At 70.8% G+C, this 21,846-nt stretch carries 16 protein-coding genes and 2 pseudogenes; 9 read left to right on the top strand and 9 right to left on the bottom strand.

Annotated features, from left to right (window positions below; genetic code table 11):
• The first annotated feature begins 21 nt into the window (after positions 1–21).
• Complete coding sequence (locus ACY34M_RS15680) at positions 22–1,236, top strand: amidohydrolase (RefSeq protein WP_462717168.1); 1,215 nt, start codon at positions 22–24, stop codon at positions 1,234–1,236.
• A gap of 149 nt (positions 1,237–1,385) precedes the next feature.
• Complete coding sequence (locus tag ACY34M_RS15675) at positions 1,386–1,562, top strand: hypothetical protein (RefSeq protein ID WP_462717169.1); 177 nt, start codon at positions 1,386–1,388, stop codon at positions 1,560–1,562.
• A 61-nt stretch (positions 1,563–1,623) separates the two neighbouring features.
• On the opposite strand, the pseudogene ACY34M_RS15670 reads toward ACY34M_RS15675, so the two are convergent.
• Positions 1,624–1,827: pseudogene (locus tag ACY34M_RS15670) on the bottom strand (DUF6191 domain-containing protein); the annotation flags it as partial.
• Between the two features lie 39 nt (positions 1,828–1,866).
• The gene (locus tag ACY34M_RS15665; RefSeq protein WP_462717213.1) at positions 1,867–3,090 is read right to left on the bottom strand and encodes a bifunctional class I SAM-dependent methyltransferase/NUDIX hydrolase; all 1,224 of its coding nucleotides are present in this window, start codon (positions 3,088–3,090) and stop codon (positions 1,867–1,869) included.
• A gap of 270 nt (positions 3,091–3,360) precedes the next feature.
• On the opposite strand from ACY34M_RS15665, the gene ACY34M_RS15660 reads away from it, so the two are divergent.
• From ACY34M_RS15660 to ACY34M_RS15635, 6 genes are all read left to right on the top strand, one after another.
• Positions 3,361–4,206, top strand: coding sequence for an ArsR/SmtB family transcription factor (locus tag ACY34M_RS15660; RefSeq protein WP_462717170.1), 846 nt, complete (start codon positions 3,361–3,363; stop codon positions 4,204–4,206).
• Positions 4,207–4,295: 89 nt separating this feature from the next.
• Positions 4,296–4,661: a hypothetical protein gene (locus ACY34M_RS15655; RefSeq protein WP_462717171.1), complete on the top strand. Its 366-nt coding sequence runs from the start codon at positions 4,296–4,298 to the stop codon at positions 4,659–4,661.
• A gap of 9 nt (positions 4,662–4,670) precedes the next feature.
• Complete coding sequence (locus ACY34M_RS15650; protein ID WP_462717172.1) at positions 4,671–5,969, top strand: MalY/PatB family protein; 1,299 nt, start codon at positions 4,671–4,673, stop codon at positions 5,967–5,969.
• A 115-nt stretch (positions 5,970–6,084) separates the two neighbouring features.
• Positions 6,085–6,381, top strand: a complete 297-nt coding sequence (locus ACY34M_RS15645; protein ID WP_462717214.1) for a WhiB family transcriptional regulator — start codon at positions 6,085–6,087, stop codon at positions 6,379–6,381.
• Positions 6,382–6,612: 231 nt separating this feature from the next.
• Positions 6,613–7,938, top strand: a complete 1,326-nt coding sequence (locus ACY34M_RS15640; RefSeq protein WP_462717173.1) for an MFS transporter — start codon at positions 6,613–6,615, stop codon at positions 7,936–7,938.
• A 62-nt stretch (positions 7,939–8,000) separates the two neighbouring features.
• Entirely contained in the window at positions 8,001–10,319 is a 2,319-nt protein-coding gene (locus tag ACY34M_RS15635) for an FdhF/YdeP family oxidoreductase (protein ID WP_462717174.1), read from the top strand.
• Here the strand turns inward: ACY34M_RS15635 and purU are convergent.
• From purU to ACY34M_RS15605, 6 genes and pseudogenes are all read right to left on the bottom strand, one after another.
• Entirely contained in the window at positions 10,312–11,178 is an 867-nt protein-coding gene (purU, locus tag ACY34M_RS15630) for a formyltetrahydrofolate deformylase (protein WP_462717175.1), read from the bottom strand. The two genes, ACY34M_RS15635 and purU, sit on opposite strands and share 8 nt — an antisense overlap.
• Positions 11,175–11,765: a sarcosine oxidase subunit gamma gene (locus ACY34M_RS15625; protein ID WP_462717176.1), complete on the bottom strand. Its 591-nt coding sequence runs from the start codon at positions 11,763–11,765 to the stop codon at positions 11,175–11,177. Before ACY34M_RS15625 ends, purU begins: the two co-directional genes overlap by 4 nt.
• A pseudogene (locus ACY34M_RS15620) lies at positions 11,755–14,888 on the bottom strand (sarcosine oxidase subunit delta family protein). Before ACY34M_RS15620 ends, ACY34M_RS15625 begins: the two are co-directional and overlap by 11 nt.
• A 30-nt stretch (positions 14,889–14,918) precedes the next feature.
• Positions 14,919–16,145, bottom strand: a complete 1,227-nt coding sequence (locus tag ACY34M_RS15615; RefSeq protein WP_462717177.1) for a sarcosine oxidase subunit beta family protein — start codon at positions 16,143–16,145, stop codon at positions 14,919–14,921.
• A complete protein-coding gene (locus ACY34M_RS15610; RefSeq protein WP_462717178.1) occupies positions 16,142–17,443 on the bottom strand; it encodes a serine hydroxymethyltransferase in 1,302 nt (433 codons plus the stop codon). The genes ACY34M_RS15615 and ACY34M_RS15610 overlap by 4 nt, the downstream gene beginning before the upstream one ends.
• Positions 17,444–17,595: 152 nt before the next feature.
• Complete coding sequence (locus ACY34M_RS15605) at positions 17,596–18,501, bottom strand: LysR family transcriptional regulator (RefSeq protein ID WP_462717179.1); 906 nt, start codon at positions 18,499–18,501, stop codon at positions 17,596–17,598.
• A gap of 166 nt (positions 18,502–18,667) precedes the next feature.
• On the opposite strand from ACY34M_RS15605, the gene ACY34M_RS15600 reads away from it, so the two are divergent.
• Positions 18,668–20,974 (top strand): FdhF/YdeP family oxidoreductase, encoded by a 2,307-nt coding sequence (locus ACY34M_RS15600; protein ID WP_462717180.1) that lies wholly within the window; start codon positions 18,668–18,670, stop codon positions 20,972–20,974.
• Here the strand turns inward: ACY34M_RS15600 and ACY34M_RS15595 are convergent.
• Positions 20,962–21,759, bottom strand: a complete 798-nt coding sequence (locus tag ACY34M_RS15595) for an IclR family transcriptional regulator (protein WP_462717181.1) — start codon at positions 21,757–21,759, stop codon at positions 20,962–20,964. The genes ACY34M_RS15600 and ACY34M_RS15595 overlap by 13 nt on opposite strands.
• Positions 21,760–21,846 lie beyond the last annotated feature (87 nt).

The following is a 21,846-nucleotide window of genomic DNA, read 5'->3' as shown; positions in this document are numbered from 1 at the left end:
AACAGAAGGAAGTCGCACCACATGCTCATCCGTGACGTCCGCCCCTGGGGCGGCGAGCGCAGTGACGTACAGCTCGACGGCGCCCGCATCGCCGCGATCCGCCCGCACGACCCGCAGGCCGAACCCGTCGGGGACGTCGTCGAGGGCCGCGGCCGGCTCCTCTTCCCCTCCTTCAGCGACGTGCACGTCCACCTGGACTCCACCCGCATCGGCCTGCCGTTCCGTCCGCACACCGGCGGCCCCGGCGTGTGGCGGATGACGATGAACGACCGCGAGAACTGGCGCGACGCCGAAGTCCCGCTGAACGAGCGGGTCGCCGGCACCCTGGAGCGCATGATCGCGCGCGGCACGACGCGTGTGCGGTCGTACGCGCAGGTCGACGTGGACTGCAAGCTGGAGAAGTTCGAGGCCGTCGTCGCGGCCAAGGAGAGGTTCGGGCACCTCGCCGACGTCCAGATCATGACGTTCCCGCAGGCCGGCATCCTGCTCGAGCCGGGAACCGAGGACTACCTGGAGGCCTCGCTCAAGGCCGGCGCCGACGTGATGGGCGGCATCGACCCCTGCACCCTCGACCGCGACCCCAAGGGCCACCTCGACGTCGTCTTCGGGCTCGCCGAGAAGTACCAGGTCGAGGTCGACATCCACCTGCACGAGCCGGGCGAACTCGGCGTCTTCTCCACCGACCTGATCCTGGAGCGGGTCCGCGCCCTCGGCATGCAGGGCAAGGTGACGATGTCGCACGCCTACGAACTCGGCTCGGTGAACGAGTCCACCAGCCGCCGCCTCATCGACGAGTTCGCGGAACTGGACATCGCCATGGCGACCGTCGCCCCCGCCGCCCGCAACCAGCTCTCCCTCGTCGCGCTCACCGAGGCGGGCGTCCGCGTCGGCCTCGGCGAGGACGGGCAGCGTGACTACTGGAGCCCCTACGGCAACTGCGACCTCCTCGACCGCACGTGGCAGTTGGCCTTCACCAACAACTTCCGCCGCGACGACCACATCGAGATGTCCCTGGCGGTCGCCACCATGGGCGGCGCCTCGATCATGAGCCACGACGTGCCGCGCCTCGCCGGCGTCACCGACCGTCCGGGCCTCGCGGTGGGCGACCGCGCGGACCTCGTCCTGGTCGACGGCGAGACTCCGTCCAGCGCGGTCATGGACCGCGGTAAGGACCGCACGGTCCTGCACGACGGCCGGGTCGTGGCGGAGGGCCTGGAGCTGGTCGCCGGGGCGTGACACGAGAGGCGCGGGGGCCGGTTGCCGGTGCGGCGGCCGGCCCCCGCGCGTCGGGGACGGGGGTGAAACGGGGTGAGTGTGTGCCACCACACGTCCGGCACGGTGGAAATCGCGTGTCCGATGTCAGTGGCAGCCACTAGTCTCTTCACATGATCCCCACGCCCGAGCCCGGTGCCTCGCGGTCTGCCGATGAACTCAACGAGCAGATCCGCGCCCTCATGCTGTGCTCCGGCGGGCGGTTGAGCGCAGAACAGCGTCGTGAGTACGAGGTGCTGGTCGCGGCCTGGGCCGCGGCGGTGCGTGGCGAGATCGTGAAGGCCGCGTAAGGGGAGCGCCGGGTGGGAGCAGGCGGGACGCCCCCGCGGAGCTGCGCTGTCGGGCCGTGCCCGGGAGCCGGACGACCGCTGTGCCGCCGTCCAGATTCACCGTCGTCCTGTTCGGCGGCGCCCCTTCGTCCTCGCTGTCCGGAATGACCAGGGCCGACTGCCGCTCCTTCAGCTCGTGCTGCTTGCCCGGGGACAGCGCGCCGTGCAACTGCTCGAACCCGGTCGCCGACACCTGCCCGTGCCGGGTACCGGGGCGCCACGGCAGCACCCGAACTCCATGACCAGGACAACCGGCCCCGCCCGCTCAGAGTTCCCGGCGCCGCCACCCCCTGCCGTCCGCGAACGGGGTGAAGTGCGCGGGGGAGTGATCGATGGGCAGCTCCGGACGCCATGCCGTCAGGATCTGCGCGCTGCACTCGAACAACTCCTGCGGCAACTGCTGGAGCGCACACCAACGCCAGTCCCCGACACTCTCCTCGGGCAGGGTGCGAGGCTCGCCCTCCCACGCCGTGACGAGCGCCCCCACGGTCACGCGGACCACGTCGCCCGCGCGACCGACGAGGGTACCGATGAGCTCCACGTCCTCGGGCCGGGCCCGTAGCCCCGTCTCCTCTGCGAGTTCCCTGACCACGGTCTCCTCGAAGGACTCGCCCGCCTCGACATGTCCGCCGGGCAGCTCCCACGTTCCGTGCCGGTGCCGGCCCAGGAGTACGTGCTCGCCGCCGCGTACGAGGAGGGCGCCCACGCCCACGGTGGCGTGCGGCACGGGTGGCTTGTCGGTGCGCGGCCTGCTGCTGACGCGCCGGGAGTCGTCCGCGACGCGGCGGGCCCGGACGAGCTGGTGCACGACCGGGTCGTCGGCCCCGGCCTCCGGGGCGCGGAGGAGGTCGATCGCCTCGACACGGAAACCGTGCTCGGCCAGCACGTCCTCCCACAGCTGGGGCGACAGCACCCACATCCGCACGGGAAGCGGCGGCTCGCCACGGAGCCGGATCGACTGCTCCCGTGGCTCCAGGGTCGTGGACGGGCCACGGCCGTGCAGATCGGTGTGCAGCGCCGCGAACACGAGAGGCGCCCCCACCCGCAGACCCCCGCGCAACGCGGCCAACGTCCGGTGCGGATCGGCGAACGCGAGGCTGCCGACGGCGTAGGCGGCGTCGTACGGCTCGCCGTCACCCATGTCCCTCAAGTGGTCGACGACATCGCCGCACAGGAACCGGACCCCCGGCTCTCCGCCGTGCGCCTCGATCGCCCGCTCGTGCTGGGTGGGTGACACGTCGACCGCGGTGACCTGCGCGCCGCTCGTGCGCGCGAGGAGCACGGCGTGCCGCCCGCCACCGGATCCGACGTCGAGCACCCGCTTCCCGCGCAGCTCACCGCCGAGCACCTCGGCTCCGGGTCCGACGCCTTCCCAGGGCCCCCAACTCATCCGCTCGGGCACGCCTCCCACGACCCCGGCGTCGAGCTGCCGTCGCCCGTAGGCGGTCCAGCTCTCGTGGTTGAGGGTTTCCGCGCTGAGGGAGTCCATGGCCAAGACCGGTTCCTCCTGCCTCTCCGTACGATCCGCGCCGAACATGTCCCGGTCCTGCATACCGGTCACGGGCCCGCCTCCGCGAGGGAGCGGTCAGGACGGGGAGCGAGGTTCGACTTGCGATTGACATGCAGCCGGGAGGCTGCCTATCGTCAAATGTGCAGCCGATTGGCTGCATGTCGAACCGTTTAAATCGAACCGGTAAATCGAACCGGTCGATCGGTCAGAGGGTCGGTCAACGGCTCGGCCGGAGGAGGGCCCACAACCGTGGACGCGATATTCAAGGCGCTCGCCGACCCCGGACGCCGCCGGCTGCTCGACAGCCTCAACGAACGGGGCGGCCAGACGCTGGGCGAGCTGTGCGGCGAGCTGGACATGGCGCGCCAGTCGGTCAGCAAGCACCTCGCCGTCCTGGAGGCCGCGGGCCTTGTCACGGCCGTGCGCCGGGGCCGCGAGAAGCTGCACTACCTCGACGCCGCGCCCCTGAACGCCGTCGCCGACCGCTGGCTCAGCCGCTACGACCGGCATCGCGCCGCCGCCCTCGACGACCTCCGCACCGCACTGGAAGAGGAATCCCCCATGAGCAACACCAGCCCCAGCGGCTCCGGCGCTCCCGTCGCCGTGGAGCCCTTCGTCCACACCAGCTACATCCGCACCACGCCCGAGCGGCTGTGGGAGGCACTCACCTCGCCCGCGTTCACCCGCCGCTACTGGGGCGTGGAGTTCGAGACCGACTGGAAGCCCGGTTCGACCATGGCGTGGCTGGAGGGCGGCGGCCGTACCGAGGACCCGGAGCAGGTCGTCCTCGAGGCCGAGCCGCCGCGCCGGCTCGCGTACACCTGGCACACGTTCACGCCCGCGTGGGCGCGGTCCGTCGGTGTGGACGAGGAACTGCGGCAGCGCATCGCCCGCGAGAGCCGCTCCAAGGTCTCCTTCGACCTGGAGCCGGCGGGGGAGACCGTGAAGCTGACGGTGGTCCACGACGGCTTCGCCCCCGAGAGCACCGTCCGCACCATGATCGGCGACGGCTGGCCGGCCCTGCTGTCGAGCCTCAAGACCCTCCTGGAGACCGGGGAGCCGCTGCCGGAGCCGGAGGCCGCTCCGCAGGGCTGAGGGGCAGGCGCGTCGAGAGGGGGCACAGCCCCGGCGCGACGCCTATCCTGTAGGTCACCGCGTTGCCATCCGGGGGGAAGGGGCGGTAGATGAACTGGATCTGGGTGGTCCTCATCTTGTTCTGGACGGGGGCCTTCGCGTGGGTGGCGGACACCGCCCGCGGCGCCCTGCGCAATCGGCACGAGCGGAGGCTGGAGCGGCTGGAGGCCGCCAAGCAGGCGCGGCTCGCGGTGGAGGCCGCGAACAAACCGCCGGAGCCGGTCTGCGGCTGCACCCACCACCTGGCCAAGCACGACAAGACGGGCCGCTGCCACGAGCGCGTCGAGGTGCCCACGGCCTGGGACGAGAACAAGAAGCCCGTCCAGTACGAGGCGGGCCAGTGCAACTGCCAGCAGTACGTGGGGCCCCAGCCGCTGTCGCAGGTCTACGCGGAGGAGCTGACGGACCGGATCTAGCATCCAGTCATGGCCCGACGAGAGACGACATCAGACGCAGCACCTGAAACCGCTCCGCTCGAACCCGCCCCGCCTGCGCCGACCCCACCGACGACCGCTTCGCCCTTCGACACGGTCGTCGACCGCACGCGCTCGAACTCCATGAAGTGGACCTTCGCCGACTCGCTGCTCGCCCCCGACGAGGCCGCGGCGCAGCCCTTGCCGATGTGGGTCGCCGACACGGACTTCAGGGCCCCGCAGGCGGTCCTCGACGCGCTGCACGATGCCGTCGACCACGGAGTCCTCGGCTATCCGGGCGGTGCGACCGACAGCTACCTCGACGCCGTGCACGACTGGCAGGCCCGGCGGTTCGGCTGGGAGATCTCGCGCGACTGGGTGGTGCCGACGGCGGGCGTCATCACCTCGCTCAAGACGATCGTCCAGGCCTTCTCCGCACCCGGGGACTCCGTCCTGATCCAGCCACCCGTCTACGTGCACTTCCACGAGGACGTACGCCTCAACGGCCGCCACCTCGCGTACGCGCCGCTGGAACGCACCGACGACGGCTACCGCTTCGACGCCCGCACCTTCGAAGCCGCCATCCGCCCCGACACCAAGCTGTTCATCCTCAGCCACCCCCACAACCCCACCGGCAATGTCTGGACCGAGGGCGAACTGCGCACCATGGGGGAGATCTGCGCCCGGCACGGCGTCCTGGTCGTCTCCGACGAGGTCCACCAGGACCTGATCGTCAATCCGGCGCGGACGCACATCCCGTTCGCCTCGCTCGGCCCTGAGTTCGCCGGCGCCAGCATCACGTGCACGGCGCCCAGCAAGACGTTCAACCTCCCCGGACTCCAGTGCGCGAACATCATCGTCCCCGACCGACGGCTGCGCGCGGACTTCGCCCGCCAGTACGAGCGCAATCTGTTCCCGGTCGTCAACGTGCTCGGAATGGTCGCGGCGGAGGCGGCGTACACGCACGGCGAGCCCTGGCTGGAGGAACTGCTCGGCTATCTGCGCGGCAACCACGAGCACTTCGCGAAGGCGGTCCACGGCGCGACCTCGAAGCTCCGCGTCCTGCCCGCGGACGCGCTCTACCTGGCGTGGATGGACTGCCGGGGCCTCGGTATGGACGTCGAGGCGCTGGACCGGTTCATGCTGACCGGGGCCCGCCTGTGGCTGGACCGGGGCCCGAAGTTCGGCGCCGAGGGCCACGGCTACATGAGAGTGAACCTCGGCTGTCCGCGCTCTACGGTGGACGAGGCGGTCCGCAGGCTCGTCGCCGCGCTCGACCGGCTCGACCGACAGGCCCCTCACGGCCGGTGACTCCCCGTTCAACTCCTGGTCATGGGCTGCCTGTTGAGGATCTATGGCGTACGGTCACCAATCGCACCTGTGACAGACCGAATTTGCCAGGAGCAAGGAGCGGAGAGTGACGGACATCTTCAACTCGTGGTGGGAGAAGGCGGAATGCCGGACCACGGACCCGGAGGACCTGTTCGTGGAAGGCGCGGCGCAGTCCCACGCCAAGCGGTTCTGCGACACATGTGAGGTCAGGACCGAGTGCCTGGCGCACGCCCTGGACGAGCGCATCGAGTACGGCGTCTGGGGCGGCGCCACGGAGCGCGAACGGCGCGCCCTGCTGCGCCGCCGCCCCACCGTCACATCCTGGCGCCGCCTCCTCGAAACCGCCCGCGCCGAACACGCCCAGGACGCCAGCCGCGCCCAGGCTTCGTGACGACCGGGAGGCGTCCGGTCGGACGGTGTCTTCTCGGGGCGCTCGGCTCCGTGGCCGCGGGATCGGCCACGGTGGGCGCCTCGGTGCACCGCGCGTCCGCGGCGGGACGGCCCCTCGCCCGCTAGTTGAACACTGCGCGATTCCTTGACATGGACTCGACCAGGGAGCACTCTCGCGGAGGTTTTGGTCCCGTGCACCGTGGCTCGACCGATGGCAGGGCAGGGAGTCGCCGTGAAGACGCGCAGCGCAGGGGTAGAGGCGGGGCGGCAGGGTGTCGAGCGTGGGCACCGGAATCGGGCGGTCGTCGCCAGTACCGTCGGTACCGCCATCGAGTGGTACGACTTCTTTCTCTACGGCACGGCCGCGGCGCTCGTCTTCCCGCATCTGTTCTTCCCCGGCCAGTCCGAGTACACGGGCGTGCTCGCGTCGTTCGCCACGCAGTTCGTGGGCTTCGCCGCCCGGCCCATCGGCGCCGCCGTCTTCGGGCACTTCGGCGACCGGGCAGGTCGCAAGTCCACGCTCGTCATCACGCTGCTCCTCATGGGCGTCTCCACCGTCCTCATCGGCAGTCTGCCCACGTACTCCTCCATCGGGCTCGCCGCGCCGATCCTCCTTGTCGTCCTGCGGGTCTTCCAGGGCATCGGAGTGGGCGGCGAGTGGGGCGGCTCCGTGCTGCTGTCCATGGAGTGGGGGTCGAAGAAGCGGCGTGGGCTGATGGCGAGTTGGCCGCAGATGGGGGTGCCGCTCGGGCTGCTCATCTCGACCGGCATGGTCAAGTGGCTGAGCTCGGCCTCCGGCGACGGCTTCGAGAGCTGGGGCTGGCGTGTTCCGTTCCTCGCCAGCGGCGTGCTCGTCGCCATCGGACTGTACGTACGGCTGAAGGTCCTGGAGAGCCCCGACTTCACCGCCGTGAAACGCGAAGAGGCCGTCGTCCGCATGCCGTTGTGGGACGTGCTGCGCCACCAGTGGCGCGAGGTGATCGCCGCCGCGTTCGTCCGGCTCTCCGAGCAGGCGCCGTTCTACCTCTTCATCACCTTTGTTCTCACGTACGGGACCTCCCACCTCGGGCTCGCCCGCGACGACCTCCTCGACGACACCCTCGTCGCCGCCGCGATCGGCCTGCTCACCATCCCCGTGTTCGGGCATCTCTCCGACCGGTACGGGCGGCGTCTGGTGTACGGCATCGGCATTGTCTGTGTGGGCGCGTTCGCGTTCCCGTACTTCGCCCTGCTCAACACCAGGACACCGGGGCTCGTGCTGCTCGCCATCGTGCTGTCCCTGATCTTCCACGACATGCAGTACGGGCCCCAGGCCGCGCTCATCGCGGAGGGCTTCGGCGCGAACGTCCGCTACAGCGGTGCGGGGCTCGGCTACCAGCTCGCCTCGGTCATCGCCGGAGGCCCCGCTCCGCTGATCGCCGCCGCCATCCTGGAGGACACCGGATCCAGCACCGGCATCAGCCTCTACATCCTGGGCTGCTGCGTGCTGTCCATGGGCGCGCTCTTCTTCGTCCCGCGGCGGAAGGAGGCCGCGCCCACCGAGCGGACCGGGGCGTAGCCACGTACCTTCGGAACACAGGCATGGCGCAGGGGGTGGGAGAGCGAAGGGTTCCTACCACGATGAGCTCCGAAGCGGACAGGCAGAGCGGCACGCCCGCGGGCGGCTACGGGCCCACGCGCGGCGAGCCGGAGCGCAGCCCCTACCACCACCCCACCGCGGGCTGGGGCGCCGCGAAATCCGTCGGCAAGGTACTCGCCAGGGCCAAGGAGCCGGTCAACAGCGTCCGACTGATGACCGTCATGAACCACGAGGACGGCGGCTACGACTGTCCGGGCTGCGCCTGGCCCGACGACCTGCACGGCCTCAAGCTCGACCTGTGCGAGAACGGCATCAAGCACGCCACCTGGGAGATGACACCCAAGCGCGCGGGCAAGGAGTTCTTCGCCGCGCACACCGTGACCGAGCTGTCCACCTGGCCCGACTACGACCTGGAGGACCAGGGGCGCCTCGTCGGACCGCTCTCGTACGACCCGGAGACCGACCACTACGTGCCCGTGTCCTGGGCCGAGGCCTTCGCCCTCATCGGCGAGACCCTGCGCGGACTCGACTCGCCCCACCGGGCGCTCTTCTACACCTCGGGCCGGCTCAGCAACGAGGCGACGTTCCTCTACCAGCTCTTCGCCCGCGAGTACGGCACGAACAACCTGCCCGACTGTTCCAACATGTGCCACGAGGCCAGCGGCCGCGCCCTGACCGCCGCGCTCGGCACGGGCAAGGGCACCGTCGACCTCAACGACCTCGACCAGGCCGACGCCCTCTTCGTGATGGGCGTGAACGCCGCCTCCAACGTCCCCCGCATGATCACCACACTCGCCGAGGCCCACCGCCGCGGCGCGCAGATCGTGCACGTCAACCCGCTCGTGGAGGCCGCGGCCGGGCGCACCATCGTGCCGCACGAGTTCGCCGCGATGGCCACCTTCAGGTCCACCCCCACCGGGACCATGAACCTTCAGCCCCGCATCGGCGGCGACCTCGCCCTGCTCCGCGGCATCGCCAAGCACGTCCTGGAGCGGGCCGAGAAGGACCCGAAAACGATCGACGAGGAGTTCCTCGCCCGGCACACCGAGGGCTTCGAGGCCTACCGCGACCTGTGCGCGGCCACCCCCTGGGAGGACCTGACCGCGGCGAGCGGACTGCCGGAGGGCCAGATCCGCGCGGCCGGCGACGTCTACCTCGCCTCGGCCCGTACGGTCATCAGCTGGTGCCTCGGCATCACCCAGCAGGAACACGGCGTCGACACGGTCCGTGAGATCGTCAACGTCCTTCTCCTGCGCGGCAACATCGGCCGCGAGGGCGCGGGCCCCTGCCCCATCCGCGGCCACAGCAACGTCCAGGGCAACCGCACCTGCGGCATCGACCACCAGCCCAAGGCCGCCTTCCTCGACCGACTCGCCGCGGCGTGCGGCATCGACCCGCCGCGCGAGCCCGGCCTCGACACCGTGCACTCGCTCGCGGCCATGGCGAGCGGCGAGGCCACCGTCTTCGTCGGCATGGGCGGCAATTTCGTACGGGCCGCACCCGACACCGAGTTCAGCGAACAGGCCCTGCGGAAATGCGAATTGACCGTGCAGGTGTCGACGAAGCTGAACCGCTCGCACCTCGTCCACGGCCGCCGCGCCCTCATCCTGCCCTGCCTCGGCCGCACCGAGAAGGACGCGCAGAAGGCCGGCGCGCAGGCGGTGTCCGTCGAGGACTCGATGAGCATGGTGCACCTCTCGCGCGGCATGAAGCGCCCCGCCTCCCGGCACCTGCTCTCCGAACCCGCGATCATCGCCGCGATGGCCCGCGCCACGCTCCCCGGCTCGGCCACCCCCTGGGAGTCGTACGTCGAGGACTACGACCGGATCCGCGACACCATGGAGCACGCCCTCGACGGGTTCGAGGACTTCAACCGCCGGGTCCGCGGACCGCACGGCTTCCGGCTGCGCCAGCCCGCCCGCGAGCGCGTCTTCAACACCCCTTCCGGGCTCGCCGAGTTCAGCTTCGCACCACTGCCCAACCCGAACCCCGGAGCGGGCCTGCTCACCCTCGCCACGGTCCGCTCCCACGACCAGTGGAACACCACCATCTACTCGTCCGACGACCGCTACCGCGGTGTGCGCAACCTGCGCACCCTCGTCTTCCTGAACGATGCCGACATGCGCGAGCGCGGCCTGTCCGACATGGACCTGGTGGACATCACCAGCATCGCCAAGGACGGCACGCGCCGCTCGGTGCGCGGCTACCGCGCCCTCACGTACGACGTGCCGCCCGGCTGCGCCGTCGGCTACATGCCCGAGCTGAACTCCCTGTGCGCGCTGGGCGACTACAGCCCGCAGAGCGACCAGCCGCTGATGAAGCACCTGACGGTGGAGGTCGTGCCCGCCGCGCTCAGCTGAACACGACCGTGCGGTTCCCGTGCAGCAGGACGCGGTTCTGGCAGTGCCAGTTGACCGCGCGGGCCAGCGCGAGGCGTTCGGCCTCGCGTCCCACGAGGACGAGTTCCCGCGCGCTCTGCCGATGGTCCACGCGGATCACCTCCTGCTCGATGATCGGCCCCTCGTCCAGGTCCGCCGTGACGTAGTGCGCGGTCGCCCCGACCAGCTTGACGCCCCGCGCGTGGGCCTGGTGGTACGGTTTGGCGCCGGCGAAGCTCGGCAGGAACGAGTGGTGGATGTTGATCGCCCGCCCCTCCAGCGCCTTGCACAGGTCGTCCGAGAGGATCTGCATGTACCGGGCGAGCACCACCAGATCGACGGAAGTCTCCTCCACCAGGCGCAGCAGCCGGGCCTCGGCCTCCGGCTTGGTGGCCCGGTGGACCGGCACGTGGAGGAACTCCACCCCCGCCTGCTCCACCTGCGCGCGCAGATCGGGGTGGTTGGACACGACGAGGGCGATGTCCCCGTCGAGGGTGCCGCTGCGCCACCGGTACAGCAGGTCGGCGAGGCAGTGGTCGAACTTCGACACCATGACCAGAAGCCGCGGCCTGGCCGCCGCGTCCCGCAGCCGCCAGTCCATCGCGTACGCCTCGGCCGTCGCCGCGAAGCGCTCTTCAAGCCGGGCGGGCCCGGCCTCGCCGGGTGCGGTGAAACTGGTGCGCAGGAACACGACGCCGTTGTCGGTGTCGTCGAACTGCTGATGCTCGGTGATGTCACAGCCCTCACCGACCAGGAAGGACGTGACGGCGTGCACGATGCCGGGGCGGTCCGGGCAGGTGAGCGTCAGGATGTACCGGCTGCCCTGCGCGGCCGCGCTCACGCGGCCGTCCCCACGTACTCGGTGCAGGCGTCCGCGAGCCACGCGCCGACGTATCCGGCGAAGGACGACCGGACCAGCAGCCACACGTTCCGTGGCCCCGCCTCGCGGACCACGAGCGTCACCCCCGCCTGCGCGAGCAGCGTCGTGTGGCAGGCGCCGGTTCCGGTGGTGCGCGGGTCGAGGTCGAGGGCGCAGCCCTGCGCCAGGACGTCGGGCACCAGCGCCCCCGCCAGCGCGAGCACGGTGCGCTGCGCCGACGTGTCGGTCACCGTGGCGAACGCGTCGCCGATCGCGGCGCGCAGACCGGTGACGAGTTCGTCGCCCCGGCCCGCCGGGGCCACCAGGAGCCATTCGTCGGGGCCGAGCCACAACGCCTCGACCTCCGTGTCCAGGTGCGCGCGGCCGGGGCCCGGCAGCGCGTGCCCCAGGTACGACTCCACGCTTCGGGCTGCCGCGCTGCCGGGCGTCACCCGCAGGGTGAGCTGGGTCAGGAACGGGATCTCGTGGGCGTCGAGCCCGGACGGGAGCCGCGGGTCCCAGTCGGCGAGCGGGCTGATGCGGGCGGGGGTGTGGGTGTCAGCCGTCACGGCGGGCTCCCTCCTTGTCGAAGAGGACGGGTTCGGCGACGGTCACGGGCACGGTGGCGCCGTCGAGCGGGACGTAGAGGGTCTCGCCGACGCGGGCGGCGCCGGAACGCACGAGCGCGAGGGCGAAGGTGCGGTGGAGGGCGTCGCTGCGGTAGCTGGAGGTGACGTGGCCGAGCATCGGGACCGGCGGCGCGGGGACGGCCTCGGTAGCGATGATCTGCGCGCCCTCCGGCAGCAGGGTGCGCTCGTCCGTGGGCAGCAGCGCGACCAGTTGCTTGCGGTCCTCGCGCCGGTTCTCCGGCCGGGCGAAGGAGCGCTTGCCGACGAAGTCGGGCTTCTTCTTGGAGATCACCCAGTTCATGCCGAGGTCCTGCGGGGTGACCGTGCCGTCGGTGTCCTGCCCGATGATCGGGTACGCCTTCTCGGCGCGGAGCACGTGCATGGTCTCGGTGCCGTACGGGGTGAGGCCGAGCGGCTGCCCGGCGTCGTACAGCGCCTGCCAGACCGCGGTGGCGTACCAGGCCGGGACGTTGACCTCGTAGGCGAGTTCCCCGGAGAAGCTGATCCGGCACACGCGGGCGTCGACGCCGGCGATCCGCGTGTCGCGCCAGCTCATGAACGGGAAGGCCTCGTTGGAGACGTCGAGGTCGTCGTCCACGACCGCCGCGAGGACTTCGCGGGAGCGCGGGCCGACCAGCGGGATCGTCGCCCACTGCTCGGTGACGGAGGTGAGGTGGACGCGCAGGTCGGGCCACTCGGTCTGGAGCCACTCCTCCATCCATTCGAGGACCTTGGCGGCGTTGCCCGTGGTGGTCGTGACGAGGAACTCGTCGTCCGAGACGCGGATGACGGTGCCGTCGTCGAGCGTCATGCCGTCGACGCCGCACATCACGCCGTAGCGGATCCGGCCGGGCTTCAGCGTGGCCATCATGTTCGTGTAGAGCCGGTTGAGGAACTCGCCGGCGTCGGGGCCCTGCACACTGATCTTGCCGAGCGTCGAGCCGTCCATCATGGCCACGCCGTTGCGTGCCGCGCGGCACTCGCGTTGTACCGCGTCGTCCATGGTCTCGCCGGGCAGCGGGTAGTACCACGGCCGCTTCCACTGGCCGACGTCCTCGAACAGGGCGCCGTGCCGCTCGTGCCAGGCGTGCAGCGCCGTCACCCGCACCGGGTCGAACAGCTCGCCCCGGTTGCGGCCCGCGAACGCGGCGAACGCGATGGGCTGCACCGGCGGCCTGAAGCTGGTGGTGCCGAGGTCGGCGATGTCGGTGCCGAGCGCCTCGGCGACGATCCCCGAGGTGAGGATCCCGGAGGTACGGCCCTGGTCGTGCGCGGTGCCGATGGTCGTGTACCGCTTGACGTGCTCGACGGAGCGGAGCCCGGCGCGGGTCGCCCGGAAGACATCACTGGCGAGCGCGTCGCGTTGCAGGTCCACGAATTGCGCCGCACCGTCGGGTCCCTCCTGCGGGCTGGGGACGCGCCACAACTCCAGCGGAGGGGAGGGGAGTTCCGTAGCGGCCGCGGGGACGCCGACCGGCACGGACGGGACCCCGAGCGCCTCCAGCGCGGTGGCCGTCGCGGCGATGCCCGCGCCCAGACACTCGCCGAGCGTGCGCAGACCGGTCGCCGCGCCCGCCGTCCGTACGGTCGGCAGCGCCCCGGACGGCACGAACGTGGCGAGCGCCGCGTCGTGGCGCAGCTTGCCGCGCGCCTGGCTGAACAGGGCGACGGCCGGGTTCCAGCCGCCGGAGACGAGCAGTACGTCGCAGTCGACGCCGTGCCGCCGGGCGTCGTCCTTCGAGCGGTCGGCGATGTGCACCCGGGAGATCCGCCCGACGCCGCTGGTGCCGGTGACGACGTGCCCGGTGTGCACGGGGATGCCGCGCTCGGCGCAGGCCCGCGTCAGCCGCTCCGGCACCGTGTTCCGGGCATCGACCACGGCCGCGAACTCGACCCCGGCGTCGGCCAGTTCGAGCACCGTGTCGTACGCCGAGTCGTTCGTCGTGAAGACGGCGGCGCGGCGGCCGACGAGGACGCCGTAGCGGTGGAGGTAGGTGCGGGCCGCCGAGGCGAGCATGATGCCGGGACGGTCGTTGTCGTCGAAGGCGATCGGCCGCTCGGTGGCACCGGTCGCGTGCACGACCTGCCGGGCCCGGATCCGCCACACCCGCTGACGGGACACGTGGGCCGGGGCGGCGGCGCCGAGGTGGTCGGTGCGCTTCTCCAGAGCGAGGACGAGGTTGTCGTCGTAGTGGCCGAAGGCGGTGGTGCGGGTCAGGACGGTCACGTTCTCCGCCGCCGCGAGCCGGTGCGACGCCGCGTCCACCCACTCCTGCGCGGGGCGGCCGTCGATGGTCTCCCGCGTGCCGAGCAGGCTGCCGCCCGGTTCCGGCGCGCTGTCGACGAGGACGACCCGGATGCCCGTGTCGGCCGCGGCGAGCGCGGCCGCGAGACCGGCCGGGCCCGCGCCGACGACCAGCAGCTCCGCGTGCAGGTGCTTGGCGTCGTAGCGGGCGGGGTCGGGCTCGGCGGCGAGCCGTCCCTGGCCGCCGAGACCGCGTGCGACCAGGCCGTCGTAGAGCTCGACGGTGGTGGCCGTGAGCATCGGCTCGGGGAACGGCGCCTCGATCTGCACGAGCGCGTTGGGCTCCTCGACACCGGCGGCCAGGATGCCGCGCGGGCGCCCGTATTTGATGCTCGTCGCCACCCGGTGCACACCGTTCGCGAGGAGCGCGGACGCGAGGGTTTCGCCGGGGTGCCCTGTGTACCGCTCGCCGTCGAAGACGAAGTCCAGCGTGGCGGAGCGGTCGACGCGGCCGTACGCGTCAGGGGCTCGGAAGTCGGCGTGGGTCATGCGGTGGCCTCCTGACCGGGGCGCTGCACGCTGAGGAACTCGTAACTCACCGTGTCGCGGACGGCGTTGAACCAGCGGCGGCAGCCCGCCGTGTGCGCCCACCGCTCGGCGAACGGTCCCTTGGGGTTGTCGCGGAAGAACACGTACTGCGCCCACTGTTCGTCGTCGAGCGCGTGGGGATCGGCGGGGTGCTCCACGTGGGCCTGGCCGCCGTAGTGGAACTCGGTCTCCTCGCGCGGGCCGCACCAAGGACAGGGGATCAGCTGCATCTCACGGTCTCCTCTGGACTCTGCGGGTGCTCAGTGGGCGACGGCGGCGGCGCCGTGCTCGTCGACGAGGGCGCCGGTCGTGAACCGGTCGAGGGTGAACGGCGCATTGGTGTCGTGCGGTGCGCCGGTCGCGATGGTGTGCGCGTACGCCCAGCCCACGCCCGGTGTCGCCTTGAAACCACCGGTGCCCCAGCCGCAGTTGAGGTACAGGTCCTCGACCGGGGTGAGTCCGACGATGGGGGAGGCGTCCGGGGTGGTGTCGACGATGCCGCCCCAGGTGCGCAGCATGTGGGCGCGCGCGAACACGGGGAACAATTCCAGGGCCGCCGCCATCTGCCGCTCGATGATGTGGAAGGCGCCGCGCTGGCCGTAGCCGTTGTAGCTGTCGATGCCGGCGCCCATGACGAGCTCGCCCTTGTGCGCCTGGGACACGTACACGTGCACGGCGTTGGACATCACGACCGTCGGGTGCACGGGCTCGAGGAGTTCCGACACGAGTGCCTGGAGCGGGTGGCTCTGCAGTGGCAGGCGCAGGCCCACCATCTGCGCGAGCACCGAGGTGTGTCCGGCCGCCGCGAGCGCGACCTTTCCGGCGGCGATCCGCCCCCGCGTGGTCCGCACCCCGGTGACCCGGCCGCCGCTCACGTCGATGTCGGTGACCTCGCAGTTCTGGATGAGGTCGATGCCGTACGCGTCGCAGCGGCGGGCGAAGCCCCAGGCCACGTAGTCGTGCTTGGCGATGCCCGCGCGCGGCTGGTAAGTGGCGCCGTGCACGGGGTAGCGGACGTCGGGGCTGGTGTTGACGATCGGGCACACCTTGGCGACCTCGTCAGGTTCCAGCCACTCGGCGTCGATGCCGTTGAGCTGGTTCGCGTACACGCGGCGCTTGCTGTCGCGGACGTCCTGGAGGTTGTGCGCGAGGTTGAGGACGCCGCGCTGGCTGAACAGGATCGGGTAGTCGAGGTCCTGCTCCAGCGTCTCCCACAGCTTGAGCGAGCTCTCGTAGATCCCCGAGCTCTCGTCCCACAGGTAGTTGGAGCGGATGATGGTGGTGTTGCGGGCCATGTTCCCGCCCGCGAGCCAGCCCTTCTCCAGGACGGCGATGTTCGTGATGCCGTGGTTCTTGGCGAGGTAGTACGCCGTCGCCAGGCCGTGCCCGCCGCCGCCCACGATCACGACGTCGTAGGACTTCTTCGGTTCCGTGTTGCGCCACAGGAAGTCGGGGTGGTCGGGCAGGGCGTCGCCGGGGGTCGTCATCGCCGGCCTCCTTCTTCCAGGGTGGTGGCTGCCAAGGTGGGGTAGAGGGGGAAGCGCTCGGTGAGCGCGGTGACCCGCTTGCGCAGGGCGGTCGCCGCCTCGTCGTCGAAACCGGGCAGGAACGCGGTGGCGACGATGTCGGCGACCTCGGTGAACTCCTGGGCGCCGAAGCCGCGCGCGGCGAGCGCCGGGGTGCCGATGCGGACACCGGACGAGACCATCGGCGGGCGCGGGTCGTTGGGGACGGCGTTGCGGTTCACGGTGATGCCGATGCGGTGCAGCCGGTCCTCGGCCTGCTGTCCGTCGAGCTCGGACTTCCGCAGGTCGACGAGGACGAGGTGGACGTCGGTGCCCTTGGTGAGGACGTCGATCCCGGCGGCCCACGCGTCGTCCCGCAGCAGCCGCGTGGCCAGGATGCGCGCGCCTTCCAGGGTGCGGCGCTGGCGGTCGGCGAACGCGGGCTCGGCGGCCAGCTTGAACGCCACCGCCTTCGCCGCCACCACGTGCTCCAGCGGACCGCCCTGCTGACCGGGGAAGACCGCCGAGTTGATCTTCTTGGCGAGTGCGGCGGTGGACAGGATCACGCCGCCGCGCGGACCGCCCAGCGTCTTGTGCGTGGTCGTGGTGACGATGTGGGCGTGCGGTACGGGGGAGGGGTGGAGCCCCGCGGCGACCAGGCCCGCGAAGTGCGCCATGTCCACCATCAGATACGCGCCGACCTCGTCGGCGATCCGCCGGAACACCGCGAAGTCGAGACGGCGGGGGTACGCCGACCAGCCCGCGATGATCAGCTTCGGCCGGTGCTCGCGGGCGAGGCGGGCGACCTCCTCCATGTCGACGCGGTGGTCGTGCTCGTCGACGTGGTACGCCACCACGTCGTACAGGCGGCCCGAGAAGTTGATGCGCATGCCGTGCGTGAGGTGGCCGCCGTGCGCGAGGTCGAGGCCGAGGATCGTGTCGCCGGGGGAGAGGAGGGCGGCCATCGCGGCGGCGTTGGCCTGCGCCCCCGAGTGCGGCTGCACGTTCGCGGCCTCCGCGCCGAACAACTCCTTGACCCGGTCGATGGCCAACTGCTCGATGACGTCGGCGTGTTCGCAGCCGCCGTAGTAGCGCCGGCCCGGATAGCCCTCGGCGTACTTGTTGGTGAGCACCGAGCCCTGTGCCTGCATCACGGCGAGCGGGGCGAAGTTCTCGCTGGCGATCATCTCGAGGGTGCCGCGCTGCCGGGACAGCTCCGCGTCGAGGGCGGCGGCCACGTCCGGGTCGGCGGCGGCCAGGTCGCGTGCGTCGGGGGTCATGGGGACTCCTTGGTCTCCTTGGAAACCGACTGATTGCGCTCTGATATATCAATGGCGGGGCGTCGTCACGGTAGCCAGCGGCTCAGGGCCGCGTCAATGGGGTGCGAGAGGGGGAAACGGCGACGTGATCGCCGCGGCAAAGCGGCCGGTCGTCAGCCGGGCAGCACGTCCAGGACGGTGTGCATCCGCGAGGCACGGGCCAGGTCCGCCAGCGCCTGCTCCATCACCGACAGCGGAGTGCGCGGCGGCAGCAGCAGACCGATCCGCGCGCTGCGCCGTGGTCCGATCAGCGGCACGGCCTCCATCCCCGCGGGAATCCCGAAGACGTGCAGCCAGGTGTGCGGGATGATGCTCGACCACTGGCCCGTCCGCACATGCGCGATCAGCGAGGCGATGGAGTCCGTCTCCACGCGCGGCGCCACCGACAGGGACAGCTCCGCGAACACGTCGTCCAGGACCCGCCGCCCCAGCATCCGCGGATGCAGCAGGCACAGCGGCAGCGCCGCCGCCTCGGCCCAACTGATCTCCTGCGCCGCCCGGTCCGGGTCCTCCTGGGTGAGCACGACATAGCGCTCCCGGTACAGCGGCACGAACGGCAGATCCAGGGTCCGGCTGTGGTACGAGACCGCCCCGTGCAGCTCGAAGGCGCGCAGCCGGCGCACGATGTCGTCGGCCTGGAGATCGGCCTGCACGTTCACCGTGGTGTGCGGGTTCGCCGCGCAGAACGGCTGGGTCAGCAGGGCGACCGCACCGACCGCCGTGGGCACCGCGCCGAGCCGCAGCTCACCGCTCAGCCCCTCGCGCAGCGCCGCGAGCCCCGCCTGCATGGCGTCCCGGTCCGCGAGCATCCGGCGCGCCCACAGCACGACCTGCTCGCCCTCCGCCGTCAGACCCTCGAAGCGACGGCCGCGCCGCACCAGCGGCACCCCCAGCTCCGTCTCCAGCTTGCGGATGCCCTCGGAGAGCGTCGGCTGCGAGACGAAGCACTGCTCCGCGGCCTTGGCGAAGTGGCCGGTACCGGTCAGCGCGACCAGGTATTCGAGCTGGCGCAGAAGCACGGTCCCACCGCCTCTCCGGCCGACTTCGATGGACAACGCCCGCCCATGATCGTAGCTGCCTATCAACGATCGGACTTTCCGCTTTGACCGTGGACCGGACGCCGACGAATGCTGGGCGCCGGGGGCGTGTCTGCTCCCGTGAGTCGGATACGTAGAGGTGATGGGCGTGCGCGCGATCGAAGAGCCCGAAGAGGATCTTTCCCTGAGCAAGCCCAAGACCTGGGCCACCGGAGCGCCCGCCGTGGCCCACGCCCTCCAGTACGCCCTGAGCCAGACCTCGCCCAAGCGCACCGCCCTGACCCTGCTGAACATCAACCAGGACGGCGGCATCGACTGCCCGGGCTGCGCCTGGCCCGAGGGCGCCCCGGACAAGCGGCACCGCAACGAGTACTGCGAGAACGGCGCCAAGCACATCGCCGACGAGGCCACCACGCGCCGCGTCACCCGCGAGTTCTTCGCAGAGCACCCGGTCAGCGAACTGGCGGAGCGGTCCGACTACTGGCTCAACCAGCAGGGCCGGCTGACCGAGCCCATGGTCAAGCGCCCCGACAGCGACCACTACGAGCCGATCGGCTGGGACGGCGCGCTCGCTCTGCTCGCCGACGAACTGAACGACCTGGACACCCCCGACGAGGCGCTGTTCTACACGTCGGGGCGGCTCGCCAACGAGCCCGCATTCCTGCTCCAGCTGTTCGCGCGGGCCCTCGGCACCAACAACCTGCCCGACTGCTCCAACCTGTGCCACGAGTCCAGCGGCTCCGCCCTGAACGAGACCCTGGGCATCGGAAAGGGCAGCGTCAGCCTCGACGATCTGCACAACAGCGACCTGGTGTTCGTCGTCGGCCAGAACCCCGGCACCAACCACCCCCGGATGCTCACCGCCCTGGAGGAGACCAAGCGGCGCGGCGGACAGATCGTCGCGGTCAACCCGCTGCCCGAGGCGGGACTGCTGCGCTTCAAGCACCCGCAGAAGGCGCGGGGCGTCATCGGCCGCGGCACCGAGATCGCCGACCAGTTCCTGCAGATCCGGCCGGGCGGCGACCTCGCGCTGTTCCAGGCGCTGAACCTGCTGCTCCTCGAAGCCGAGGACGAGGCGCCCGGCACCGTCCTCGACCGTGAGTTCATCGAGACCCACACCTCGGGCTACGAGGTCTTCACCGACAACATCCGCGGCCTCGACTGGGCCGAGGTCCTCAAGGCCACGGGGCTCACGCGGGAGGAGATCGAGCAGGTCCACCAGCGGGTGCTCGGCGCCAAGAACGTCATCGTGTGCTGGGCCATGGGCCTGACCCAGCACAAGCACGGCGTCCCCACGATCCGCGAAGTCGTCAATTTCCTTCTGCTCCGCGGAAACATCGGCCGGCCCGGCGCCGGAGTCTGCCCGGTCCGCGGCCACAGCAATGTGCAGGGCGACCGCACCATGGGCGTGTGGGAGCGCATGCCGCAGTCGTTCCTCGACGCCCTGGAGAAGGAATTCGGCTTCGCCCCGCCCACTCGGCACGGGGCCGACGCCGTCGACGCGATCCGGGCCATGCGCGACGGACAGGCACGGGTGTTCGTCGGCGTCGCGGGCAATTTCGTGCGGGCCACGCCCGACAGCGACGTCACCGAACGGGCCCTGCGCAATTGCCGGTTGACGGCCCACATCTCCACGAAACTCAATCGCTCGCACGCCGTCTGCGGACGGACCGCGCTGATTCTGCCCACGCTCGGGCGCAGCGACCGCGACCTCCAGGCCGGCGGTGAGCAGTTCATGACGGTCGAGGACTCGATGAGCGACGTGCACGCCACCCGCGGCAGGCTCGCGCCCGCCTCACCGGCGCTGCTCAGCGAGGTGTCCATCATCAGCCGCCTCGCCCACAGGACCCTCGGCGACCGGCACGGCATCGAGTGGCGGTCCTTCGAGGACGACTACGACACCATCCGCGAGCACATCGCGAACGTGGTGCCCGGATTCGACGACTTCAACCGGCGCGTACGACAGCCGGGCGGCTTCAACCTGCCCAACCCGGTCAACAAGCGGGTCTTCCAGACGGCGAGCGGCACCGCGGTCTTCACGGCGAACACCTTCACCGGGCTCACCGCGCCGCCCGGCCACCTGATCCTGCAGACGCTGCGTTCGCACGACCAGTGGAACACCATCCCGTACGCGATGGACGACCGGTACCGCGGCGTCAAGGGCGCGCGGCGCGTCGTCCTGGCCAACGCGGAGGATCTCGCCGAACTCGGCTTCGCCGAGGGGAGCCTGGTCGACCTGATCAGCGTGTGGACCGACGGCAGCGAACGCCGCGCGCCCGCGTTCCGCGTCGTCGGCTACCCCACACCCCGAGGGTCCGCCGCGGCGTACTACCCCGAGACGAATGTCCTCGTCCCGCTGGACAGCGTCGCCGAGAAGAGCAACACCCCCACCTCCAAGGCCGTGATCGTCCGGCTGGAACCGGCCGGGGAGGACGGCTCCGCTCAGTCCAGGTAACCCATCTTGCGGCTGATGTCCTGGGCGCTGCGCAGCAGCGTCGGGGACAGCTCGTGCATCCGCTCCTCGGTGAACCGGTAGGCGGGACCCGAGGCGCTGATCGCGGCGATCACCTCGCCCTGGGCGTTCCTGATGGGTGCCGCCATTCCGTGCAGACCGATTTCCAATTCCTCGAGTGTCACCGCATATCCCCGTTCAAGGGTCTGTGCGAGATCCTTCTCCAGCTTTCCCTTGGCGGTGAGAGTGTGCGCCGTCATCTTTTTCATGTGAGAGGCCGCGAGCATTTCCGCGCGCTCGTCCTCCGGAACATGAGCGAGTAGCACCTTGCCACTCGATGTGGCATGCATCGGGGTGAGTTGGCCGACCCAATTGTGGGTGCTGACCGCCCGTGGTCCGCGGACCTGAAGGACATTCACCGCGTAATGCTCCTGGAGGATCGCGATGTTCACCGCCTCGCCGAATTCCTCCGCGAGCTGCTCACAGAACGGGCGGGCCTGCTGTGTCACATCGAAGTTGTCGGTGACCGAGCTGGCCAGGCGTACGATGCCGAAACCGATGCGGTACTTGCCCCGGTCGCCCGACTGCTCGACGAGATCGCGCGCCTCCAGTGCGCCCAGCAGACGGAAGGCCGTCGACTTGTGCACGTCGATTTCCGCGGCGATCTCGCTCACACCGGCTTCACCGCGCCGGGCGAGAATCTCCAGAACGCTCACCGCGCGGTCGACCGACTGTACTCCGGTGCCCGACGAGCCCGTTGTCTCGCTGTCCGCGTCATGCTTTCTCATGGCGCGACTATAGGCGCTGTCGGCGGGCGGTCGGCAGGGCGATGCGGAAGCGCATCTTCGGCTTCATCCGCACACTGGTTCCAAGCA

The sequence above is a fragment of the Streptomyces sp. EDA2-14 genome, assembly GCF_054963755.1.
Note: the sequence above shows the minus strand (reverse complement) of the source record. Positions and strands in the feature narration are given on the sequence as shown.